This window comes from Duganella sp. Root198D2 (assembly GCF_001428585.1).
Lineage (GTDB): Bacteria > Pseudomonadota > Gammaproteobacteria > Burkholderiales > Burkholderiaceae_D > Rugamonas.
In genome coordinates, this window is sequence record NZ_LMIC01000034.1 from 291,679 (window position 1) to 313,237 (window position 21,559).

Genomic DNA, 21,559 nt, shown 5'->3' on the forward strand with positions numbered 1-21,559 from the left:
GAACTTATGCCCGACACCTCCATCCTGGTAATTGAAGACGACGAACATATTGGCCAAATCCTGACTTTCATCCTGCAGCGGCAAGGTTACCAGACCACTCTCGCTGCCGATGGCCTGGCGGCTCGCAAGGCCATTGTCTCCACCGCAACGCCGCCATCGCTGGTGCTGCTGGACGTAATGCTCCCCTATATAGATGGTTTCGAACTGGTGCACATCATCCGCCAGCGCGAGGGCTGGCAGGAGGTGCCGATCGTGATGCTGACCGCCAAGCACACGGAAAAAGACATCGTGCGCGCGCTCGACGAAGGCGCCAACGATTATGTGGTCAAGCCATTCCAGCCCAATGAACTGCTGGCGCGCGTGCGGCGCCACTTGAAGGAGCAGGTATGAAGGCCGCCACCCTGGCCACCCTGGCCGCACTTGCCTGCAGTGCCTTGCCGGCGGCGGCGCAAACGACGATTGGCATCAACCACGGCATCGATCATTTGAGCGGACCGGCCGCGAACTGGCACGAAACGTCGCTCAGCGTACGCCACCAGGCGGCGCCGCGGCTGGGATTTGGCGCCGGCGTCACGCGCATCGAGCGTTTCGGTATCGGGGAAACCCAGTTCAGCGCCGGCGCCGACATGCCGTTGTCCGGGCGGCTGACCGCTTCCGTCGACGGCAATTTCAGCAGCGAGCACCGGATCCTGGCGCGCCGCGCGCTGGGCGCGACCTTGCAGTATGAATTCGCCAAAGGCTGGCTGGTGCATGGAGGAGGGCGCAGCAGCAGCTACAACGACGTCCACGTCAACCAAAGCCTGCTGATGCTGGAGCGCTATGTCGGCAGCTACAGTTTTTCCGGCGCCTGGCGCGCGGCGCGCGCTTTCGGCACGACCGCGCATAGCGCAGAGCTGCGCGGCAGTTATTACTATAACGACCGCAGCGCGGTCGGTTTGTCCGTCGCCGTGGGCAAGGAAGCAGCAAATATCGCCGGCACCACGCGCCTGACCAGCGTGCAGTCGGCCGCCCTGGTTGGGCGGCACTGGTTTGACCAGCGTTGGGCCGTCACTTATGCCCTGGCGTCTACCCGCCAGGGCGATTTTTACGTGCGCAACGGGGTCAATCTTGGACTACAAGCTGCCTTCTGACGTCTACCTCCAGATCGCATTCTGGACCGGTGCTGGTGCGCTGGCGCTGACCGCGCTGGTCGGACTGCAGATCATCTGGCTGCGCCTGTCGATGCGCCGCATGCAGCGCCGCGAACAGGAACTGACCCTGAAATGGCGACCGCTGCTGAATGCCGCCGTTGCAGGAGAGCCGGTGGGCAACCTGCCGGAACTGGCGCGGCGCGACGGCCTGCTGTTCATCAAGCTGTGGCTGCACCTGCAGCAGGCGGTGCGCGGCGAGGCAAGCGAAGGCCTGAACGGCATCGCGCGCCGCCTCGGCTGCGACGAGCAGGTCAGGGGGCTGCTGGCGGGCGGCAACCGCGCCGAAAGGCTGCTGGCGATCCTGGCGCTTGGCCATATGCGCGACAAGGATTCCTGGGCCGCCCTGGCCCGTACCGCCCACAGTGCCGACAGTGCATCGTCCGTGCACGCCTTGTGGGCGCTGGTGCAAACCGACGCAGCGCGTGCGGCGCATGAAATGGCGCCTTTGCTGCTGCGGCGCGGCGATTGGCCGCTGTCGCAGCTGGCCAATATCCTGCAGAACGCGCGCGCGGAATGGCAGCCGGTGCTGGCCGATGCACTGGCGCGCGTAACGCCGGCCGAACTGCCGCAAGCGCTGCGGCTGGTGGCGGCCTTGCGCATGGATTTGCCGCTGGCCCAGCTGCGCGGCTACCTTGCCAGCAGGGAGCAGGAAGTGCTGCTGGCCGCCTTGCGCATGTCGCATGTCCCCGGGGTAGTGGATGAAGTGCGCCGCCACCTTGCCAGCGAGGACTGGCGCGTGCGCCTGCAGGCCGTGCGGGCGCTGGGCGAGATGGGGGACCGCAGCGACGTGGCCCGCCTGCGCGCCTTGCTGTCGGATCCGCAATGGTGGGTACGCTATCGCGCGGCGCAAGCCTTGCTGGCATTGCCCTTCCTGACCAATGAAGAACTGGCCCAATTGCGCAACGCCGGCGATCGCTACGCGGCCGACATGATTGCGCAGGTGACGGCGGAACAGGAGGCCGCATGACGCCCAATCCGCTTCTGATCCAGATCATCTCGATCAGCGTGCTGGTGTATTTTGTGCTGCTCAATGGCGGCTACCTGATGTTGAACTTCCTGGCCATGTATGCGCTGCGCCGGCGCTCGCAGGAGGCGATCCTGGACGACCTGCCGCAAGTGTATTCGGCGCTGGAGCCGCCGATCAGCGTGGTCGTGCCGGCTTATAACGAGGAAGCGACCATCGTCACCTCGATCCGCTCGATGCTGCAGCTTTCCTATTCGGAGATGGAAGTCATCGTCATCAATGACGGCTCCACCGACCGCACGCTGCAGGTAATGATCGATGAGTTTGCGCTGGTGCCTTTCCCCGAGGCTTACCGCATCCAGCTCGAGACCAGGCCGGTGCATGCCATCTACCGCTCGACGCGTTTTCCGAACCTGCGCATTGTGGACAAGGTCAACGGCGGCAAGGCCGATTCGACCAATGCCGGCATCAATGCGGCGCGCTACCCGCTGTTCTGCTGTGTCGATGCCGACTCGATCCTGCAGCGCGACAGCCTGCAGCGGCTGGTGCGGCCATTCCTCGGCGATCCGCTGATGGTGGCCACCGGCGGCACGGTGCGTATTGCCAACGGCTGCGAAGTGCGCGGCGGCTTCCTGACCCGGGTCGGCATGCCGACCAATCCCTGGGCCCTGTTCCAGGTGGTTGAATACCTGCGCGCCTTCATGTTCGGCCGCATGGGCTGGTCGGTGATCAACGGCATGCTGATCATCTCCGGGGCGTTTGGCCTGTTCCGCAAAGACACCGTCGTGGCCGTCGGCGGCTACAACCCGAAGGCAATCGGCGAAGACATGGAGCTGGTGGTGCGCATGCACCGCAAGCTGCGCGCCCGCGGCGTGCCATACAGGATCGAATTCGTACCGGACCCGGTGTGCTGGACGGAGGCGCCGGAAGACCGCAAGCAGTTGCGCAACCAGCGCATCCGCTGGTCGCGCGGCCTGTCCGAGAGCATTACCACCAACTGGGGCCTGATGTTCAGCCGCCATGGCGGCGTAGCGGGCTGGATGGCTTTCCCGTTCTTCGTGCTGTTCGAGTGGCTGGGGCCCTTCATCGAGCTGTTCGGCTATATTTTCATGGCGCTGGCCTGGTGGCAGGGCTGGGTGTCATGGGAGTCGTTCGGGATCTTCCTGTTCCTGGCGATCGGGCTGGGCATCCTGCTGTCGGCCTTCGGTTTGCTGCTGGAGGAAATTTCCTTCCACCTGTATCCGCGGCCAAGCCAATTGCTGATCCTGGCGGCGGTTGTCGTCCTTGAGAACTTCGGCTACCGGCAGATCAACAGCTGGTGGCGCCTGATCGGCCTGTACAAGTGGGCCATCCGCGAAGAGGCCAAGTGGGGCGTGATGACCCGCAAGGCCGACTGGCAGCAGGACATGAATTAAAGCGCCGGCAAGGTCACGTGGAAGGTCGTGCCGCGGCCTTCTTCCGTATCGAAACCGATGATGCCGCCGTGCTGTTCGGCGATGGCGCGGCAAATTGCCAGCCCCAGGCCGGTGCCGCCTTTCAGTCGCGTATCCGAACTGTCGGCCTGGGCGAATTTGGCAAAGACGCGCGCCTGGAACGCCTCCGGAATTCCCGGGCCATTGTCGCTGACCGATAGCCGGATGCCTGCCGCTACCACGCGGCAGTCGAGCGTCACCGAATTGTATTGCGGCGAGTGTTTGATGGCGTTCGACAACAGGTTCACCAGCAATTGCACCAGGCGATCGTGGTCGCCGCGCACGCGCAAGCCGCGCCCGCTGCCGCTGCGCTCCAGCGCCACCGGGCGCTGCGCCGCGCTGCCGCGCACCGCGTCGACGGCTTCGTCGAGCAGCGGTGCAATCTCCAGCGCGTCGGTGCGGAATTCCATCTTTCCCGCTTCGATCTTCTCGATATCCAGGATATCGTTCACCAGGCGCACCAGCCGTTCGCTGCTCTGGTAGGCGATGTTGACCAGGTGCTGCACATCCGGCGGCAGTCCGCCGGCGCCGCCGTCGACCAGCATCGATAGCGAGGCGCGGATCGACGTCATGGGCGTGCGCAGCTCGTGCGAAACGGTGGCGATGAATTCGTTCTTCATTTCCTCGACCTGGCGGCGCTCGGAGATATCGTGCAGGAAGACGCAGAACAGGCCATTGGCCGGACGGCTGATGCTGGCTTCCACCGTCAGTTCCTCGCCGTCGCGCCGGATCAGGGTGCGCTGCACGCGGCGGCCGAAATCCGGGGCTTCGCTGCCGCGGGCGGCGGCCAATGCGGCTTCCTGCTGCGTGCGGAAGCGTTGCGGCACCAGCATCTCGATATAGCTTTTGCCCACGGCTTCCTGGCGCGGCCAGCCGAACATATGCTCGGCGGCAGGGTTCCAGTCGGTGATGAAGCCGTCCGGGCCCACCGCAATGAAGGCATCCTGCGCGGTTTCGATAATGGCGGCAATGCGCTGCATGGCGTCGCGCAACTGGCTGGTCCGGGCGCTGACGCGGCCTTCCAGGTTGGCAACCAGGGAATTCAGGGTGCGCGATAGCGCCTGCACCTCGGCGTAGGGCGCCAGTTGCGGCAATTCAGCGGCTGAACCGCGCCGGATACGGTCGGCGGCGTCGGCCAGCTCGCTCAGCGGCCGGGCAATGCGGCGCGCCAGCGGGAATGCCAGCAAGGGCAGCAGGGCCGCCATCGCCACGCCCAGCCACCAGGCGCGCTTCTGCAAGGAGCGCACCGGCGCCCAGGCGGTATCAACCCTCTGGCGCACCAGCACCGTCCAGCCAAGGCCAGGGTAGGCGGCGTGACCGCGTGTGCGTGCATAGCCGACCACGTAGTCGACGCCATCGGGCCAGCGTTGCACCCGGTAGCCGTTGCCCTCGTCCGGCAGGGGCAAGGTCCTGGCCAGCAGCCCGTCGGGCCCGAGCAGCACTTTGCCGTCGCGGTCGACGATGATCGCCTGCACCTGGCGGTGCGTGCTGGCCGGTTCGATCACCGAGCGTTCCAGCTCGCGCGCCCATTGCCATGACAGGTGGGCGCCGAGCACGCCGCTGCCGTCGGCCAGCGGGAAGGCCAGGTCGACAAAGCGCTGCGCCTGCATGTCCGGCGCAGGCAGCAGCTTGGCCAGCATGACCGCATCATGCACGTCGCCGACGAAAGTCCCAGCCTGGGCATTGCGGTACCAGGGACGCTCACTGACGTCGAAGTCTTCCAGCAGCGAGCCGGTGGCGGCCAGCACGCGGCCGTTGCGGCCTGTGACACCGATCCAGGCATAGTGAGGATAGCTGCGCTGGTGCAGCTCCAGCGTGGTGCGGCGTGCTGCCGTCGAAGCGGCACCGCCCATGTCGGGACGCTGCGCCAGCAACTGTACCTCGCGGTAGCGTTCGAACATATTGCGATCGAGCTTGTCGGCCGCCTGCTGCGCCAGGTCGGATAGTGCGCTGCCGATATCGGCCTTGACCTGGTTGCCGGCAGTGCGCGCGATGACGGCAGCCAGAATCGCGCCCATGGCGATCGCCAATGCGCAAAACGCGATGGCAAGATAGGTGCCGATTCCCGCCTTCGGGCGTGCGCGTTTCATGCGACGCGGTTGGCCGGCTGGCCGGCGGCGAAGGCTTCGATATTGTCGATCAGCTGGTCGGCCAGGCCCTGCATCGCCTGCCCGCTGGCCCAGGCCGAATGGGGCGTGAGCAGGAAGTTTGGCAGGCGCAGGCGCAGCAGGGGATTGTCGGGCAGCGGCGGTTCCTTCGACAACACGTCGAAGCCGGCGCCGGCGATCAGGCCGCGCTGCAAGGCGCCAGCCAGCGCTGCTTCGTCGACCAGGCCGCCGCGCGCGGTATTTACCAGGATGGCGCTTGGCTTCATGCGTGCCAGTTCGGCGGCGCCGATGATGTTGCGCGTGGCGTCGGTCAGCGGTGCGTGCAGGCTCAATACGTCAGAAGTTTCGAGCAGTTCGTCCCAGCTTACGTCGCGCACGTCGGGGTCGTTGGCCGGCGTGCGGGTATGCACTAGCACTTCCATGCCGAAGGCGCGGCCGAGGTGCGCCACCTGTTTTCCCAGGTCGCCGTAGCCCAGCAAACCAAGGCGGCTGCCATGCAGGTCGCGGATCGGGTGGTGGAACAGGCAGAAACGCGGCGACTTCTCCCACATTCCCGCTTCGACGTCGGCACGGTAGGCCAGCAGCTGGCGGCGCAGCGCAAGCATCAGCGCAAAAGTGTGCTCCGGCACGGCGGCACGGGCGTAGCCCTGGATGTTCGACACCACGATGCCGCGCCCGCGCGCCGCCGCCAGGTCGACGATATCGGTGCCGGTGGCGGCCACCGCGATCATTTTCAGGCCGGGCAGGGCAGCCAGCGCCTCGGCCCGCAACGGCACCTTGTTGCTAATTGCAATGGTGGCGCCCTTCAGGCGTCCAATCGCTTCGGCGGCGCTGGAGGCCGGATATTCGGCCCATTCGTGGGCGAATGAAGGACGCCGGATATCGGCGATGATGCTGTCGCGGTCCAGGAAAACGATGCGTTCGGTCATACTGTCGGCTCCACAGGCAGGGAAGCGGCGAGGGGACGCAGCCGCATTTGGGGATGGCTGGCCATCAGGTCCGCCACCCATTCAACGAACACCCGCACCTTGGCCGACAGGTGGCGGTTTTGCGGGTACACCACGTGGATCGGCAGCGGGTCGGTGATCCAGTCTTCCAGGACCTGCACCAGGCGGCCATCCTTGCCGTGGCTGCCCAGTTGCACATCCGTCATCATGATGATGCCCAGGCCCGCCAGCCCGGCCTGCAGGTAAGCGTTGGAGTCGTTCAGTGCCACCACGCCCGGCAGCATCATCTCGATCCGCTCGCCGTCGCGCGTGTAGTCCCAGTTGTATATTTTGCCAGTCTTGGACGAGAAATAGTTTACGCAGCGGTGCCGTTCCAGGTCCCGCGGGTGGTTGGGGGTTCCGAAGCGCTCGAGGTAGGAGGGCGCCGCGCAGGTGACAAAATTGAGCAGGCCGACGCGCCGCGCAATCAGGGTGGAATCGGCCAACTGGCCACCCCGCACTGCACAATCGACGCCTTCCTCGATCAAATCGACCGGGCGGTCGCTGCAACCGAGTTCGAGCTGGATATCCGGGTATTGTTCAAAGAAGGAAGGCAGGGCCGGCACCAGGATTTCGTTGGCCAGCCCGGTCGGCGCGTCGACCCGCAGCCGGCCGCGCGGGCTCAGGCGGGTGCGCGAAAGCGACTCCTCGGCGTCCTTCACGTCGGCCAGGATGCGCAGGCATCTTTCATAGTAGGCGGCGCCGTCGGCGGTGACGGAAACGTGGCGCGTGGTCCGGTGCAGCAGCTTGACCGATAGCGCCGCTTCCAGGCCGGCCACCAGGGTCGATACGGTGGCCTTGGGCAGCTGCAGGGATTCCGAGGCGCGCGTGAAGCCGCCGGCGTCGACCACCTGTACGAAGACTTCCATTGCTTGGAGCTTATTCATGAGTCCACCTTCATTGTTCGAGATTCTGAACAATCAATTCAACATTAATGTATTTTTCTTATTCTAGTGGAAGTTTATTATTACCGTATTGCAGCATAAAAAAGCCCTTGACCCTCCCGTGATGGGAAAGTTTAAAGTGGCTTCGGTTTCAGAGAAAAGGAGCAGTCATGAGTAACCGGGATGGATTCTTTGCAATGGTATCGCTGGCGCTGGGCGCGATCGCCCTGGCTGGCGTCCTGTACACCGACGAATACTCTTACGGCGCGCAAGTCGGTTTTGGCGCGGCGCCGGCGCACACCCTGCTGGCTTCGGCCAGCTCGGAGGCTAAAGAATGACGGCGCAGGTGCCGGCGGAGCTGAAGATCCGCGAACTCGAAGTGCGCGGGGCCCAGGGTCCGCTGGCCGCACGCCTGTACCTGGCCGGGAATTCGTCCGCCAAGCGCGATGCGCTGATTGTCTTCTTCCACGGTGGCGGCTTTGTAGCCGGCGACCTGGAGGAGGCGGACGAATTCCTGCGCCACCTCGTCACGTGCAACCCTGACCACGTGATCCTGGCCACCAATTACACCCTGGCGACCGTCAGCCCGTTTCCGGCGGCGGTTGAAGATGCCCACGCCGTGCTGGCCTGGGCCAAGAAGAACAAGGCCAGGCTGGCCTGGAGCGGCAAGCAGCTGCTGACGGCGGGCATTGAAGCGGGCGCCAACCTGGCAGCCGTGTCGGCGCTGATGGCGCGCGACCGCGGCGGCCCGGCATTGGCCGGCCAGATCCTGATCATGCCGATGCTCGATCCGGGACTGTCGACCTGCTCGATGCGCGAACTGCCGAATTGTCCGGACCAGATGAAGGTGGCCAATACCTGCGCCGCCGCCTACCGCGGCTACCTGCCGAATGCCGCCGACCGCGCCCACCCTTACGCGTCGCCGCTGCAATCGAGCCGGCTGAAAAATTTACCGCCGGCCCTGATCCTGTCGGCCGAAGACGACCCGCTGAGGGATGAAGCAGAACAATACGGGGCGAAATTGATCGCCTGCGGAGTAAAGACAACAGTCAGACGCATGCCACCGGCGCCACTGCAGGAGCCGGGAGCCAGGAATGAATGCGCGTGCAGGGGCTTTGCACTGAAAGAAATGGCCAGTTTTATCAGCGCCATCGACGGGGCGGAAACGCCCGCAGTGTAAGGCTGAATTAAATAAAACAGAAGTTTAGAAAAAAGTGCCCGCGAGGCACATGGGCCCCTTTTTGCCTGGATTTCCTAACTAATTTTCACCCCCAAGAGGTCAATAATGAAAAAGATGAATCAAATGTCCACTCTTGTGCGGCCGCTGGTTGCCGCATTGGCGATGGGCGGGCTGGCGGCGGCCATCCTGTCCGGTTGCAGCGCCAATAGCAAGCCGGCCGAAAGCCAGGGACCTGCAGCGGGCGGGCCGCCAGTTTCGGCAGCCGTCGTGGTGCAGAAGTCCGTCGCCGAAACCCAGGAATTCTCCGGCCGCATCGAAGCCATCGACCGCGTGGAGATCCGTCCGCGCGTCAGCGGCTTCATTACCGCAGTGAATTTCAAGCCTGGCAGCGAGGTGAAAAAAGGTGATGTACTGTTCGTGATCGACCCGCGTCCATTCCAGGCGGAAGCCAGCCGCGCCGATGCCGCCGCCAATTCTGCGCGCGCCAAAGCCGACCTGGCCAAGCTGGAACTGGCCCGCGCCGAAAAACTGCTGGCCGACAAAGCCATCGCCCAGCGCGAATTCGACGAACGTGCATCGGCACTGAAGGAGCTGGATGCAACGGCCCGCGCCGCCTCTTCGGCAGCGGAAGCCGCGCGCCTGAACCTGTCCTACACCCAGGTAACGTCGCCGATCAACGGCCGCGTGTCGAAGGCGGAAATCACCCTCGGCAACCTGGTCGACCAGAGCGCCGTGCTGACCAGCGTGGTTTCGCTGGACAAGATCTACGCCAGCTTCGACGGCGACGAAGACACCTTCCTGCGCGTCGGCGGCCAAGCCTACAAAGGCCAGCCGGTGACGGTGAAAGTCGGCCTGGCCAACGAAACCGGCTTCCCGCATGAGGGCAAGCTGGAATTCGTCGACAACCAGCTCGACACCCGCACCGGTTCCGTGCGCATGCGTGCCACCTTCGACAACAAGGAACGCGCCCTGGTGCCCGGCCTGTTCGCCCGCGTCCAGCTGGACGGCGGCACCGCCACCCAGCAAGCGGTGCTGATCAACGATCGCGCCGTCAGCACCGACCAGGACCGCAAGTTCGTGTACGTGGTCGGCGCCGGCAACAAGGCGGAATACCGTCCTGTCGTGCTGGGCCCGAACGTCGATGGCCTGCGCGTGGTACGCAACGGCCTGAAAGCAGGCGAGAAGATCGTCGTCAACGGCCTGCAGCGTGTGCGCCCCGGCGCGCCGATCACGCCGGAAATGGTCGACATGACCTTTGACCCGATGGCAGCCCAGAAAGTGGCAGCCGCCGATGCCAAAAAAACCAAGGAATAATCCATGAATTTTTCTCGCTTCTTTGTCGATAAACCGATCTTCGCGGCGGTTTTATCGATCATTGTCTTCGTAGCGGGCTTGATCTCGATCTTCAAGCTGCCCGTCTCCGAATACCCGGAAGTGGTGCCGCCATCCGTTGTGGTGCGTGCCGTCTACCCGGGCGCGAATCCGAAAGTAATTGCGGAAACCGTCGCCGCGCCGCTCGAAGAGCAGATCAACGGTGTCGAGAACATGCTGTACATGTCCTCGCAAAACACCTCCGATGGCGCGCTGATGCTGACCGTGACCTTCAAGATCGGCACCGACGTCGACAAGGCTGAAACCGCGGTGCAGAACCGCGTGCAGCGCGCCTTGCCACGCCTGCCGGAAGAGGTGCGTCAGATCGGCGTGACCACGGTGAAATCTTCGCCGAACCTGACGATGGTGGTCCACCTGCTGTCGCCGAACGGCCGCTACGACGACCTGTACCTGCGCAACTACGGCGTGCTGAACGTGAAAGACCAGCTGGCACGTATTCCAGGCATGGGCGACGTGCAGATCTTCGGCGCCGGCGACTACGCCATGCGCGTCTGGCTCGATCCGCAGAAGGTTGCCGGCCGCAATATGACCGCGTCCGACGTGGTCGAAGCGATCCGCGAACAGAACGTGCAGGTCGCTGCCGGTGTGGTGGGCGCTGCGCCTTCCAAGTCGGCCGACTTCCAGCTGACCGTCAACACCCAGGGCCGTTTGAGCTCGGTCGAGGAATTTGGCGATATCATCGTCAAGACCAATGAAGACGGCGCGCTGACCCGCCTGAAGGATGTCGCCCGCATTGAAATGGGTTCCAACAGCTACTCGCTGCGCTCCCTGCTGAACAACAAGTCGGCAGTGGGCCTGGGTATCTTCGAAGCCCCGAACAGCAATGCGCTGGAACTGTCCGCCAATGTGCGCGCCAAGATGGAAGAGCTGAAAAAGGACTTCCCTGAAGGCGTCGCCTACGACATCGTGTACGACCCGACCCAGTTCGTGCGCGAGTCGATCAAGTCCGTGATCCACACCCTGCTGGAAGCAGTGGCCCTGGTGGTGATCGTGGTGATCATCTTCCTGCAAACCTGGCGCGCATCGATCATCCCGCTGCTGGCGGTGCCTGTATCGATCGTCGGTACCTTCGCGGTGATGATCGGCTTCGGCTTCTCGATCAATACGCTGTCGCTGTTCGGCCTTGTGCTGGCCATCGGTATCGTGGTCGACGATGCGATCGTGGTGGTGGAGAACGTCGAGCGTAATATCGCCAACGGCTTGTCGGCCCGCGATGCGACCATCCAGGCCATGAAGGAAGTGTCCGGCCCGATTATTGCCATCGCCCTGGTGCTGTGCGCCGTGTTCGTGCCGATCGCCTTCGTGTCCGGCCTGACCGGCCAGTTCTACCGCCAGTTCGCGCTGACCATCGCCATTTCGACCGTGATTTCGGCACTGTGCTCGCTGACCCTGGCCCCGGCCCTGTCGGCATCGCTGCTGCGCCCGCATGACGCACCGAAAGATGCGCTGACCCGCGTGATGGACAAGATCTTCGGCCGCTTCTTCGCCTGGTTCAACCGCTTCTTCAACCGCGCTTCGCACCGTTATGAAACCGGCGTGCAGGGCGTGCTGAAACGCAAATCCGCCTCCGTCGTGGTGTACCTGGTGCTGGCTGCCGCCGCGGGCATCATGTTCAAGGTTGTTCCAAGCGGCTTCGTGCCTGGCCAGGACAAGCAATACCTGGTGGGCTTCGCCCAGCTGCCTGACGCAGCATCGCTGGAACGCACCGAACAGGTGATCCGCAAGATGTCCGACATCGCCAAGGAAATCCCTGGCGTGGATGCATCGGTGGCCTTCCCGGGCCTGTCGATCAACGGTTTCACCAATGCGCCGAACGCCGGTATCGTGTTCACCACGCTGAAGCCATTCCACGAGCGTACCGACAAGTCCCAATCGGGCGAAGCGATTGCCGCGGAAATCAACAAGCGCATGGGCGCCGTGCAGGACGCGTTCGTGATGGTGTTCCCGCCGCCGCCAGTCAATGGCCTGGGCACCACCGGCGGCTTCAAGATGATGATCGAAGACCGCAACAACGCCGGCTATGATGACCTGTACAAGACCATCCAGGCGATCCAGATGAAGGCGTGGCAGGACAAGCGCCTGGCCGGTGTGTTCTCCAGCTTCCAGATCAATGTGCCGCAGCTGTTCGCGGACATCGACCGTGCCAAGGCCAAGCAACTGGGCGTGCCGCTGCAGACCATCTACCAGACCTTGCAGATCAACCTTGGTTCGCTGTACGTGAACGACTTCAACCAGTTCGGCCGTACCTACCAGGTGCGCGTCCAGGCTGACGCTCCGTTCCGTTCGCAAGCCGAGCAGATCTCGCAACTGAAGGTCCGCAACAGCAAAGGCGAGATGATTCCGCTGTCCTCGCTGATGCGCGTGAAAGACAGCTATGGTCCTGACCGCGTGGAGCGCTACAACGCCTACGTATCGGCCGAGATCAACGGCGGTCCGGCTCCGGGCTTCTCCTCCGGCCAGGCCCAGGCTGCACTGGAAGAAATCGTCAAGGCCAACCTGCCGAAGGGCATGGGATACGAATGGACCGAGCTGACCTACCAGGAAATCCTGGCAGGTAACACCATGATCTACGTGTTCCCGCTGTGCGTGCTGCTGGTGTTCCTGGTGCTGGCTGCCCAATACGAAAGCTGGACCCTGCCGCTGGCGGTGATCCTGATCGTGCCGATGTCGATCCTGTGCGCCCTGATCGGCGTCAAGCTGACCGGCGGCGACAACAACGTGTTCACGCAGATTGCCTTGTTCGTGCTTGTAGGCCTGGCGTCGAAGAACGCGATCCTGATCGTGGAGTTTGCACGGGAACTGGAAGACCACGGCCGCACCATCCTGGAAGCGGCGCTGGAAGCTTGCCGCCTGCGTCTGCGCCCGATCCTGATGACGTCGATCGCCTTCATCATGGGTGTGGTGCCGCTGGTGTTCTCAGTTGGTGCAGGTGCTGAAATGCGTCATGCAATGGGTGTGGCGGTGTTCGCCGGCATGCTGGGCGTGACCTTCTTCGGCCTGTTCCTGACGCCAGTGTTCTACGTCCTGCTGCGCACCCTGGCCAAGCGCCTTGAGAAGAAATCCCCGGCAGCCGACGCTGCCCCGCAACTGGAAGGGACCCACTAATGAAAAATATGATTGCAAAGGGCGTCGCCCCGCTGCTGGCAGCGCTGCTGCTGACCGCATGCGCAGCGCCTGAATTCAAGCAACCGCAAGTCGACACCCCGACCGCCTTCAAGGAGTCGCAGGTGATGACGGCCGAAGACGGCACCAGCTGGAAGCCAGCCCAGAACGCCGAGCGCCAGCCGCGCGGCGAATGGTGGCTGGCCTTCAGCGACCCGGCCCTGAATGAGCTGATCGCCGAAGCGACCCGCAACAACGCCAACCTGGCCGTGGCGGCCGCCCGCGTCAAGCAGGCGCGCGCCATCGCCGGCATCGCCGAAGCGGACCGCATTCCGCAAATCGGCGTGGGCGTTGGCGCCCAGCGTGCCCGCAATTCGGCACTGTCGATGGGCGTACCGGCCGGCACCGACATTGCGCCGCAGACCACCTACAACGCGAACCTGACGGCGAGCTATGAAGTGGACCTGTTCGGCCGTGTATCGAGCAATGTGGCCGCGGCCCGTGGCGACGCTGCGCAGGTGGAGGCGAACTACCGCTCCGTCCTGCTGTCGCTGCAAGCCGACGTTGCCCAGACCTATTTCCGGCTGCGCGCCACGGACGCCGAATTGGCGACTGTGGAGCAGACGGTCCGTTTGCGCGAAGAGAGTGTGAAGGTCAACCAGCGCCGCTTCGACCTGGGCGACATCGGTGAATTCGACCTCTCCCGCGCCAAGACCGAACTGGCAACGACCCGTTCGGAAGCGATCGGCCTGCAGCGCCGCCGCGCCACGACCGAGCACGCACTGGCTGTCCTCCTGGGCAAGCCGGCAGCGGCCTACACGGCGGGCAACAGCCCGCTGCTGGATTCGACGCTGCTGCCTGCGATCCCGACCGGCCTGCCATCGTCGCTGCTGGAGCGCCGTCCCGACATCGCGGCTGCACAGAAAGCGATGGAAGCGTCCAACGCCCGTATCGGTGAGGCGCGTTCGGCCATGTTCCCGGCACTGAACATCACCGCGAATGGTGGCGGCGCTGCCGGCCACTTCAGCGATGTGTTCAAGTGGAGCAGCCGCTCGTGGGTGCTGGGCGCCTTGCTGTCGATGCCCTTGATCGATGGCGGCCGTAACAGCAACAACGTCAAGCGCAGCGAAGCAGTCCTGGAAGAATCGGTTGCCGGCTATCGCCAGACCGTGCTGGGCGCCTTAGCCGAGGTGGAAGACAACCTGGCAGGCCTGCGCATCCTGGGCGGCCAGACCGCACAGATCGACGAGGCCCTGGTGTCGGCGCGCCGCTCCGCCGACCTGGCGCAGAAGCTGTATGACGCCGGCCGTTCCAGCTACCTGGACCTGCTGGACTCCCAGCGCAACCTGGCAGCCGTTGAACGCAACGCAGTGCAACTGCGCGGCGACCGCGCGGTGACCACAGTCGCCCTGATCCGTTCCCTGGGCGGCGACTGGAACTGACTCAAGTCTTGATCAGCCCTTAACGGCGCCCCGCATCCGCGGGCGCCGTTTTTTTTCGTCGGTCGCCGACCACGTATAATCGCGCGTTTTGGCTTGCCTTTCCGTTCAAATGCCCTTACTGCACAAGGTCACGCTCTCCCTGCTCACCGTTTTTGTCGTCGTCTGGTCCTATCTGGCCTTCTACCCGGAACCTGCATTGAATACGCCAGCGCTCGGCCCTGAAGCCAAGGCATTCGTCAGCCAGTCGCTGAAAGACTTCTGCACCGGGCTTTATACCGATGGCATCTGCCCCAAGGTCTCGATCGCCGGAAAGCAAAGGTGGATGGCCAGCACCTATCTCGGCGGCTCGGACATCCCCACGCAGCAAACGGACGCCATTCTGCTCGCGCAGGGCTGGCAGCAGGTACGATCCCATTACGAACGGACCGCCGTATTCTGCAAACAGGGCTACTCCGCACGCTATGACTACACTGCGGGCTTTGTTGGCACTTTGTCGTTCGCCGGCGGCAGTCATAATTGCGAAAAACTCGCCCGCGAAAGCTGACACCGTAGAGCAGCGCTTGCAAATCCGCCCAGACCAGCCTATGATTGCGACAAATGTCACACAAAGGCTAATATGGTCACAAGCAGTCTGTTAAGCAGCATCCCGGGCATCCAGCATGGCTTTGGCAGCGCGTCGTCGCTGGTTCCAGCCGAACTTGCCCCAGTGTGGGAGTTGAGGCCAGCAAAGCGGCAGGTCCATGGCACCCGCATCGCCGCGATTTCGATGCCAAAGCAGGAAGCGGGCGACGCCGACGGCTTCCACACCAAGACGCCGGGCCTCCCGGTCAGTATCATCACCGCCGATTGCGTGCCGCTGCTGCTGGCGCGCCGCGACGGCTCGCACGTGGCCGCGATCCATGCAGGCTGGCGCGGGCTATATGACGGCATCATCCCCGCAGCGCTGGCCGCGATGGGCGAGGGCGCGCCCATCGCCGCTGCAGTCGGACCAACCATCTGCGCCACCTGCTATGAAGTGAGCGAAGAAATGGCAGAAGATTTCGCACAGCGCTTCAACCAGCTGCCGCGCGAAGCCGTGCTGCCGACGCGCCGCCACCTCGACCTGCGCGCCGTAGCCGAACACCAATTGCGCGCTGCCGGCGTTGAAGAAATTGAACATGTCGGCGGCTGCACGTGCTGTGCACGCGACGCCGCCGGCAAACCCATTTACCGCAGTTACCGGCGTGGCGACCGAGGGTCGCAAATGCACGCCGGCCTGTACCTCACCACCAAAGGAGAAAAATGAAGGTCATCGCATCCCTTATCCTGGCCGCTTTCGCGACCGTCGCCAACGCACAAGAACGCGACTGGAGCGCGCCGCAGAAGCCGTTCACCATCTACGGCAATACGCATTACGTCGGCACTGCCGGCATCAGCGCAATTCTGGTGACGTCGCCGCAAGGACATATCCTGGTCGACGGCACGACCGCCAAAGGTTCCGAAGTTGTGGCGGCGAACATCCGCACGCTGGGCTACAAGCTGGCAGACGTGAAATACATCCTCAGCTCCCACTCGCATGAAGACCACGCCGGCGGCGTCTCGGCGCTGCAAAAGCTGACCGGCGCCACCGTGCTGGCAGGCAGCGACAACGTTGAAACCATGCGCACCGGCGTATCGCCGAAAATCGACCCGCAGTTCGGCAGCCTGTCGAACTACCCCGGCTCCGCAAAAGTGCGCGGCGTGAAGGACGGCGAAGCGATCAAGCTTGGCCCGATTGCAGTCACTGCCCACAGCACGCCAGGCCACACCGCAGGTGGCACCACCTGGAGCTGGCAGTCCTGCGAAGCAGGGAAATGCATGAACGTGGTGTTCGTCGACAGCGTGACTGCCGTCTCGGCCGATAGCTACCGTTTCACCGACCATCCCGAAGTGGTCGCCCAATTGCGCAGCAGCTTTGCCACTGTTGACGGCCTGACCTGCGACATCGCCATTGCCGCGCATCCTGAAGTGAACGACCTGTGGGGCCGCCAGCAGCGCGCAGCGAAAGAGGGCAGCGCAGCCTATATCGACAGCAACGGCTGCAAGACCATCGTCGAAGCCGGCCGCAAGCGACTCGAGACCCGCCTGGCCAGCGAAAAGCGCTGATTGGTAAAAGTCGGTGCCAGGTCTGTCATTTGGACAGCTGGCACGCACGATTGATATTTCTCAAGGCCTCTTTAGAAATTCTCTGAAGTCGTTAATCGCCCTGCTGACGGTCTTGACAGAAACTCCTGCGTGCCGAGCGATTTCAGGCATTGAGTATCCGAGAGAAAAGTAGGCGCGAGCCATTGCCTCTTTTGCGTTGCAGTATTCCAAGAAATAGTCGTGAAGTGGTCGGGCGACAGCTCGACGCTGGGCCCGTTTAATTTCGAAGGGATTTCCATTGATTGGTAGACCGACGACGCTGGCCTGGAAATCATCGTCGCCCAGTATGAGGTGGTTGGATACCGCCGCAAGCGGGCTTGCACCGCCCAATCCTGCCATCACAAACTCTTCATAAGCGAGTCTCGCGTCTACCTTGTGGTCACCAAAATGAGCAAGTGCCACATCGGGCTGTAACCATTTGGGGCAATCAACAATTCCCATTATTGCGCTGTAACTTGACCATGGCCACTTAAGTGGATGTGCGACCATTTCCGCCCTGACTGGATTGAGCTCGATATAGCGGCAGAGTTCGTGCAGGTACAGCTCGCTTTGACAGAGGATGGCCTTGTACCTTCCCTGAAAGACATGTCCGACTAAGCCATGTGCGCGGTTGAAGTAGCGTGAGTACTTTCCGTTGAGGTGACACATGCCTCGGCCGAGTTCACCGTCGATCGCTTCCAACAGTATATGGAAGTGATTGGTCATCTGGCAGTAAGCCCGAACTTCAAAGTTGAATCGCTCGCACGTCTCGCCGACGATCGATAGCCACGTCAAGCGATCGCTATCTGATAGATAGATCGCGCCCCGGCGATCACCCCGAGAGGTGATGTGATACAGCGAGTGGTCGAGTTCAATTCGCAGAGGCCGGTTCATGGATCGAGTGTAATTCGACCATAAACAGGCGTAATTGCGCAGGCGCAATTTGAAAAGCGATAAATGAAATTTATCTCGTCGCTTTGACTAAACTCAAAGGTGCGGTCCTTCTGTCCAAATGACAGACCTGGCACCGAATTTAAATGACAGACCTGGCACCGAATTTTCGATCCGCATCAAAAACACGATCGATTATATGAAAGCCATCTAGTGAACGCCGTTCATTGCCGCAGAAGTTTTGCTTGAGTCGTTCAGCTTTGCGCAATTTGCTGAGAGAACTGATCGCGCCAAAGCATCCGTGACTTGCTTGATCGCTTCTGGCGTGCAGTCCGCTGCGGTCGGCTTCGATGTGAGTTGGGGAGGGTGGTGCGTGAAGCTCTTCAACGCGACGGCTGCAAGGATTGCTGCCGCAATGACTGCGATCACCAGGTTCGTGCGAGGTTTCAAAAGATTGTCCGTATCGATTGCGGGAAAATGCCAATGATACGGTGCTCGCAACCGTAAACGCAAAAAAGCCCGCCTGGTCAGCGGAGAACCCTGCCAGGCCGGGAGAAAGATGCCGCGTTCGGTCCCCGCCAGGCCAGCGCGCGATTCCGGTTTGGAGGCGGATTCGGGAGGCGCGCTGGCGGCTGGGGAAGCGGCGCTCTGGATTACTTGGCCGGTGCGGCTTCCTTGGCAGCGGCTACTTCTTTGGATGCAGCGGTTTTCTTGGAGTGCTTGGTCTTTTTCACTTCCTTGGTGGCGCTGGAGTGTTCATGCGAAGCGGCTGGGGCGGCGGCGCTGGCCGAGGAGGCTGGAGTTGCGGCTACCGCTGGGGTGGCCGGGGTCGCTGGAGTCGCCTTGCTACCCTTTTCGGCTGGCACTGCTGGCGTAGCAGGAACGGCAGGAGTCGCTGGGGTGGCCGGTGCGGCTGCGGTGGCTGCAGGCATCGGGGCAGCAGCTGGTTTAGCTGCGTGGCCGCCGGCAGCCGGGGCTTGGGCGAAGGCAGCGGTTGCGAACAGGCCGGCGATCAGGGTGGCGATGGTCTTCTTCATGGTCAAGCTCCTCGGAGAGAATGGGGTAAATCGTTCAGTGTGTCGTGCACTATTGCCGTGTCACTGAGCTGAAAACGGCGGCCATATCGATATAGTTGACGGGTATTACAGATGGTTACATCTGCCAAAACTGCTTACAAAGTGCGGTAAATAACCGTCCCGCACCGCCACCGCCCGTACAGTGGCTCTATGAAGGATGCACTCAAGACTTATAAGGCGAAGCGGGACTTCCGCGTCACGCCGGAGCCCGCAGAGGGAGGCCAGCCAGGACGGGGGCGGCTGGCCTTCGTGATCCAGAAACATTGGGCGTCGCGCCTGCATTACGATTTCCGCCTGGAGCTCGACGGCACCATGAAAAGCTGGGCTGTACCGAAAGGGCCGAGCTACGATACGCACGACAAACGGATGGCGGTGCATGTCGAGGACCATCCGATCTCCTATAACGAATTCGAAGGTACGATCCCCGAGAAGCAATATGGCGCGGGGAAGGTAATCATCTGGGATCGCGGCACCTGGGAGCCAGTCGAGGATCCGCACAAGGGCTACCGCGCTGGCAAGCTGGTGTTCCAGTTGCATGGCCACAAGATGCATGGGCGCTGGGCGCTGGTGCGCATGCGTGGAAAGGGCGAGAACAAGGAGCCTTGGCTGCTGATCAAGGAGAAGGACGAGTACGTTCGCCCCGCCGCTGAATTCAGCGTGGTGGACGAAATGCCGGACAGCGTCAAGTCGCTCGGCGTGGCTACTGCGCCCCCGGTGCCTGAGCCCCCGGCGGCGCCGCGCATCAAGCGCCTACCCGCCGAATTGGAGCCCGAACTGGCCACGCTGGTGGACGGCCCACCATCAACGCCGGAAGACTGGCTGTTCGAAGTGAAATACGACGGTTACCGCCTGCTGGCCCGGATCGAAGATGGCGATATCACGCTGCATACCCGCAACCGCAACGACTGGACGCACAAGCTGGAACCGCTGCGTGCCGCGCTGGCCAGGGTCAAGCTTCCCGACGGCTGGTATGACGGCGAGATTGTCGTCCACAACGAAGAAGGACGCCCGGACTTCGGCCTGTTGCAGCAGGCCTTCGACGGCGAGCGCACGAAAGACATCGTCTATTTCCTGTTTGACGCGCCTTACCTGGGCGGCGAAGACTTGCGTGGCCTTGCGCTCGAGGAGCGCCGCTCCAGGCTGGAGGCCGCAATGGCCAAGGTCAAAGGCGACACCATTCGCTTGAGTGCCGTGCTGCAGGCTTCTCCAGACGAAATGCTGGCTGCAGCCTGCAAAATGGGCCTCGAAGGCGTGATTGGCAAGCGCCGCGACTCCGTCTACACGGAGCGCCGTTCGCGCGACTGGATCAAACTCAAATGCGCCCAGCGCCAGGAGTTCGTGATCGGCGGGTACACCGACCCGCAAGGCAGCCGCACCGGCATCGGTTCGCTGCTGCTTGGCGTCTACGGCAAGGATGGGGAGCTGCATTACGCGGGCAACGTGGGCACAGGTTTCAACGACAAGACCTTGCGGGAACTGGCGGAAAAGCTGAAGCGCTTGAAGTCCGGTGAGCGCCCCTTTGCCGCCAGCAAAGCCATTGCCCGCAAGGCGCACTGGGTCAAGCCGCAATTGGTGGCGGAAGTCAGCTTCGGCGAGTGGACGCGCGGCGGCTCGGTGCGGCATGCTGTTTTCCAGGGCCTTCGCAAGGATAAGAAAGCCGGTGAAATCAGCCGGGAGGTAGCTGCCCATGTGGAGGAGGAAACCGTGCAAAGCAAACTGCCCGCATCACTCAAGGTGACCAATCCGGACCGGCTGGTCGACCTGGCCAGCGGTATCAAAAAGATTGACGTGGTGCGCTACTATGCCCTGGTTGCGGACCTGATGCTGGAGCACACCAAAGGCCGTCCAATTGCGCTGTTGCGTGCACCGGACGGCGTCGGTTCCGAATTGTTTTTCCAGAAGCACGCCGATGTGAGCAAGCTGCGCGGCCTGAAGGAGTTCCCGCGCGAGCTGGATCCTGATCACCCGCCGATGCTGGAAGTGGGAACGACGCAAGCCTTGCTGTCGGCCGCGCAGTTCAACGTGATTGAATTCCACACGCAGAATGCTTTTGGCCGCACTTACGAAAAGCCGAACCGCATCCTGTTCGACCTCGACCCGGGCAGTGGCGTCGAGTGGGCGCAGATCCAGGAGGCGGCGCAACTGGTGCATGCCTTCCTTGAGGAACTGGGCCTGCCGTGCTTCCTCAAGACCAGCGGCGGCAAGGGGCTGCACGTAGTGGTGCCGATCAAGCCTTACTACGACTGGGATACGGTGAAAGCGTTCAGCAAGCAAGTTGTCGAACACATGGCGGCCACGCTGCCGGACAGGTTCGCCGTCAAGAGTGGGCCGAAGAACCGGGTCGGCAAGATTTTCATCGATTACCTGCGCAATGGGCGCGGCGCTACCACGGTTGCCGCATGGTCGGCCCGTGCGCGGCCCGGCCTTGGAATTTCGGTGCCGGTCGGCTGGGACGAGCTGGCCAGCCTGCGCGGTGGCGATCATTGGACGGTGGCGACGGCGCATACCCGGCTCGATGTCGGCAATACGCCATGGACGGATTATGCGAAGGCGGCGGTCGGCCTGACACCGGCCATGAAGGCCATCGCCGCGGCAGGCTAGGTAGCAGGGGAACTGTTATGTCATGGGACGGATCGAGATCGGGTCTGACCCTTGGGTCAGACCCAGATTTACCGGTTTTTTCTTCCTTACTCGAAGTTAAGGCGTAATCCACCGGCGGCATCTATCTTT

At 62.8% G+C, this 21,559-nt stretch carries 19 protein-coding genes; 13 read left to right on the plus strand and 6 right to left on the minus strand.

From position 1 onward, the window contains the following. Window positions 1–6 precede the first annotated feature (6 nt). From ASE26_RS21465 to ASE26_RS21480, 4 genes are read left to right on the plus strand one after another with little or no spacing between them, the layout of a single operon-like run. The gene (locus ASE26_RS21465; RefSeq protein WP_057246906.1) at window positions 7–390 is read left to right on the plus strand and encodes a response regulator transcription factor; all 384 of its coding nucleotides are present in this window, start codon (window positions 7–9) and stop codon (window positions 388–390) included. Further along, the gene (locus tag ASE26_RS21470) at window positions 387–1,130 is read left to right on the plus strand and encodes a YaiO family outer membrane beta-barrel protein (protein WP_057246907.1); all 744 of its coding nucleotides are present in this window, start codon (window positions 387–389) and stop codon (window positions 1,128–1,130) included. Before ASE26_RS21465 ends, ASE26_RS21470 begins: the two co-directional genes overlap by 4 nt. Then, window positions 1,108–2,157: a HEAT repeat domain-containing protein gene (locus ASE26_RS21475; protein ID WP_162259191.1), complete on the plus strand. Its 1,050-nt coding sequence runs from the start codon at window positions 1,108–1,110 to the stop codon at window positions 2,155–2,157. Before ASE26_RS21470 ends, ASE26_RS21475 begins: the two co-directional genes overlap by 23 nt. Next, window positions 2,154–3,569 carry a glycosyltransferase family 2 protein gene (locus ASE26_RS21480; RefSeq protein ID WP_057246908.1) on the plus strand — a complete coding sequence of 472 codons (1,416 nt, stop codon included), beginning with the start codon at window positions 2,154–2,156 and terminating at the stop codon, window positions 3,567–3,569. Before ASE26_RS21475 ends, ASE26_RS21480 begins: the two co-directional genes overlap by 4 nt. On the opposite strand, the gene ASE26_RS21485 is transcribed toward ASE26_RS21480, so the two are convergent. Genes ASE26_RS21485 through ASE26_RS21495 form a run of 3 tightly spaced genes read right to left on the minus strand, consistent with a single transcriptional unit; the run spans window position 3,566 to window position 7,607 of the window. Beyond that, complete coding sequence (locus ASE26_RS21485) at window positions 3,566–5,716, minus strand: sensor histidine kinase (protein WP_057246909.1); 2,151 nt, start codon at window positions 5,714–5,716, stop codon at window positions 3,566–3,568. The two genes, ASE26_RS21480 and ASE26_RS21485, sit on opposite strands and share 4 nt — an antisense overlap. Beyond that, the gene (locus ASE26_RS21490; RefSeq protein WP_057246910.1) at window positions 5,713–6,663 is read right to left on the minus strand and encodes a D-2-hydroxyacid dehydrogenase; all 951 of its coding nucleotides are present in this window, start codon (window positions 6,661–6,663) and stop codon (window positions 5,713–5,715) included. Before ASE26_RS21490 ends, ASE26_RS21485 begins: the two co-directional genes overlap by 4 nt. After that, window positions 6,660–7,607: a LysR family transcriptional regulator gene (locus tag ASE26_RS21495; RefSeq protein ID WP_055926096.1), complete on the minus strand. Its 948-nt coding sequence runs from the start codon at window positions 7,605–7,607 to the stop codon at window positions 6,660–6,662. Before ASE26_RS21495 ends, ASE26_RS21490 begins: the two co-directional genes overlap by 4 nt. A 167-nt stretch (window positions 7,608–7,774) precedes the next feature. On the opposite strand from ASE26_RS21495, the gene ASE26_RS30825 reads away from it, so the two are divergent. From ASE26_RS30825 to blaSMB, 8 genes are all read left to right on the plus strand, one after another. After that, window positions 7,775–7,942 carry a hypothetical protein gene (locus ASE26_RS30825; protein WP_156397870.1) on the plus strand — a complete coding sequence of 56 codons (168 nt, stop codon included), beginning with the start codon at window positions 7,775–7,777 and terminating at the stop codon, window positions 7,940–7,942. Then, entirely contained in the window at window positions 7,939–8,784 is an 846-nt protein-coding gene (locus tag ASE26_RS21500; protein WP_055926099.1) for an alpha/beta hydrolase, read from the plus strand. The genes ASE26_RS30825 and ASE26_RS21500 overlap by 4 nt, the downstream gene beginning before the upstream one ends. Window positions 8,785–8,889: 105 nt before the next feature. Next, a complete protein-coding gene (locus tag ASE26_RS21505) occupies window positions 8,890–10,098 on the plus strand; it encodes an efflux RND transporter periplasmic adaptor subunit (protein WP_055926102.1) in 1,209 nt (402 codons plus the stop codon). Between the two features lie 3 nt (window positions 10,099–10,101). After that, complete coding sequence (locus tag ASE26_RS21510; RefSeq protein ID WP_055926105.1) at window positions 10,102–13,281, plus strand: efflux RND transporter permease subunit; 3,180 nt, start codon at window positions 10,102–10,104, stop codon at window positions 13,279–13,281. Further along, window positions 13,281–14,720: an efflux transporter outer membrane subunit gene (locus tag ASE26_RS21515; RefSeq protein WP_057246911.1), complete on the plus strand. Its 1,440-nt coding sequence runs from the start codon at window positions 13,281–13,283 to the stop codon at window positions 14,718–14,720. The genes ASE26_RS21510 and ASE26_RS21515 overlap by 1 nt, the downstream gene beginning before the upstream one ends. A 109-nt stretch (window positions 14,721–14,829) precedes the next feature. Further along, window positions 14,830–15,264 carry a hypothetical protein gene (locus ASE26_RS21520; protein WP_055926111.1) on the plus strand — a complete coding sequence of 145 codons (435 nt, stop codon included), beginning with the start codon at window positions 14,830–14,832 and terminating at the stop codon, window positions 15,262–15,264. 72 nt (window positions 15,265–15,336) lie between these two features. Next, on the plus strand, window positions 15,337–16,005 hold the full coding sequence (locus tag ASE26_RS21525) for a polyphenol oxidase family protein (protein ID WP_055926114.1): 669 nt from the start codon (window positions 15,337–15,339) through the stop codon (window positions 16,003–16,005). Continuing rightward, on the plus strand, window positions 16,002–16,844 hold the full coding sequence (blaSMB, locus tag ASE26_RS21530; protein ID WP_055926117.1) for an SMB-1 family subclass B3 metallo-beta-lactamase: 843 nt from the start codon (window positions 16,002–16,004) through the stop codon (window positions 16,842–16,844). The genes ASE26_RS21525 and blaSMB overlap by 4 nt, the downstream gene beginning before the upstream one ends. Window positions 16,845–16,904: 60 nt before the next feature. On the opposite strand, the gene ASE26_RS21535 is transcribed toward blaSMB, so the two are convergent. The 3 genes from ASE26_RS21535 to ASE26_RS31965 form a co-directional block, all read right to left on the minus strand. Continuing rightward, window positions 16,905–17,756 carry a transposase gene (locus ASE26_RS21535; protein WP_055926120.1) on the minus strand — a complete coding sequence of 284 codons (852 nt, stop codon included), beginning with the start codon at window positions 17,754–17,756 and terminating at the stop codon, window positions 16,905–16,907. Window positions 17,757–17,963: 207 nt separating this feature from the next. Continuing rightward, window positions 17,964–18,182, minus strand: coding sequence for an entry exclusion lipoprotein TrbK (gene trbK, locus ASE26_RS32145; protein ID WP_373922430.1), 219 nt, complete (start codon window positions 18,180–18,182; stop codon window positions 17,964–17,966). Between the two features lie 224 nt (window positions 18,183–18,406). Continuing rightward, on the minus strand, window positions 18,407–18,790 hold the full coding sequence (locus tag ASE26_RS31965) for a hypothetical protein (protein ID WP_055926123.1): 384 nt from the start codon (window positions 18,788–18,790) through the stop codon (window positions 18,407–18,409). Between the two features lie 189 nt (window positions 18,791–18,979). On the opposite strand from ASE26_RS31965, the gene ligD reads away from it, so the two are divergent. Further along, on the plus strand, window positions 18,980–21,430 hold the full coding sequence (gene ligD / locus ASE26_RS21545) for a DNA ligase D (RefSeq protein WP_057246912.1): 2,451 nt from the start codon (window positions 18,980–18,982) through the stop codon (window positions 21,428–21,430). Window positions 21,431–21,559: the final 129 nt, after the last annotated feature.

Excerpts from the sequence above, each read along its gene's own strand:
- ASE26_RS21510 (WP_055926105.1), top strand. The coding sequence starts at position 10,102 with ATGAATTTTTCTCGCTTCTTTGTCGATAAACCGATCTTCGCGGCGGTT.
- ASE26_RS21525 (WP_055926114.1), top strand. The coding sequence starts at position 15,337 with ATGGTCACAAGCAGTCTGTTAAGCAGCATCCCGGGCATCCAGCATGGC.
- ASE26_RS21505 (WP_055926102.1), top strand. The coding sequence starts at position 8,890 with ATGAAAAAGATGAATCAAATGTCCACTCTTGTGCGGCCGCTGGTTGCC.
- ASE26_RS21495 (WP_055926096.1), bottom strand. The coding sequence starts at position 7,607 with ATGAATAAGCTCCAAGCAATGGAAGTCTTCGTACAGGTGGTCGACGCC.
- ASE26_RS21485 (WP_057246909.1), bottom strand. The coding sequence starts at position 5,716 with ATGAAACGCGCACGCCCGAAGGCGGGAATCGGCACCTATCTTGCCATC.
- ASE26_RS21470 (WP_057246907.1), top strand. The coding sequence starts at position 387 with ATGAAGGCCGCCACCCTGGCCACCCTGGCCGCACTTGCCTGCAGTGCC.
- ASE26_RS21500 (WP_055926099.1), top strand. The coding sequence starts at position 7,939 with ATGACGGCGCAGGTGCCGGCGGAGCTGAAGATCCGCGAACTCGAAGTG.
- ligD (WP_057246912.1), top strand. The coding sequence starts at position 18,980 with ATGAAGGATGCACTCAAGACTTATAAGGCGAAGCGGGACTTCCGCGTC.
- ASE26_RS31965 (WP_055926123.1), bottom strand. The coding sequence starts at position 18,790 with ATGAAGAAGACCATCGCCACCCTGATCGCCGGCCTGTTCGCAACCGCT.
- ASE26_RS21480 (WP_057246908.1), top strand. The coding sequence starts at position 2,154 with ATGACGCCCAATCCGCTTCTGATCCAGATCATCTCGATCAGCGTGCTG.
- blaSMB (WP_055926117.1), top strand. The coding sequence starts at position 16,002 with ATGAAGGTCATCGCATCCCTTATCCTGGCCGCTTTCGCGACCGTCGCC.
- ASE26_RS21515 (WP_057246911.1), top strand. The coding sequence starts at position 13,281 with ATGAAAAATATGATTGCAAAGGGCGTCGCCCCGCTGCTGGCAGCGCTG.
- ASE26_RS21535 (WP_055926120.1), bottom strand. The coding sequence starts at position 17,756 with ATGAACCGGCCTCTGCGAATTGAACTCGACCACTCGCTGTATCACATC.
- ASE26_RS21465 (WP_057246906.1), top strand. The coding sequence starts at position 7 with ATGCCCGACACCTCCATCCTGGTAATTGAAGACGACGAACATATTGGC.
- ASE26_RS30825 (WP_156397870.1), top strand. The coding sequence starts at position 7,775 with ATGAGTAACCGGGATGGATTCTTTGCAATGGTATCGCTGGCGCTGGGC.
- ASE26_RS21520 (WP_055926111.1), top strand. The coding sequence starts at position 14,830 with ATGCCCTTACTGCACAAGGTCACGCTCTCCCTGCTCACCGTTTTTGTC.
- ASE26_RS21490 (WP_057246910.1), bottom strand. The coding sequence starts at position 6,663 with ATGACCGAACGCATCGTTTTCCTGGACCGCGACAGCATCATCGCCGAT.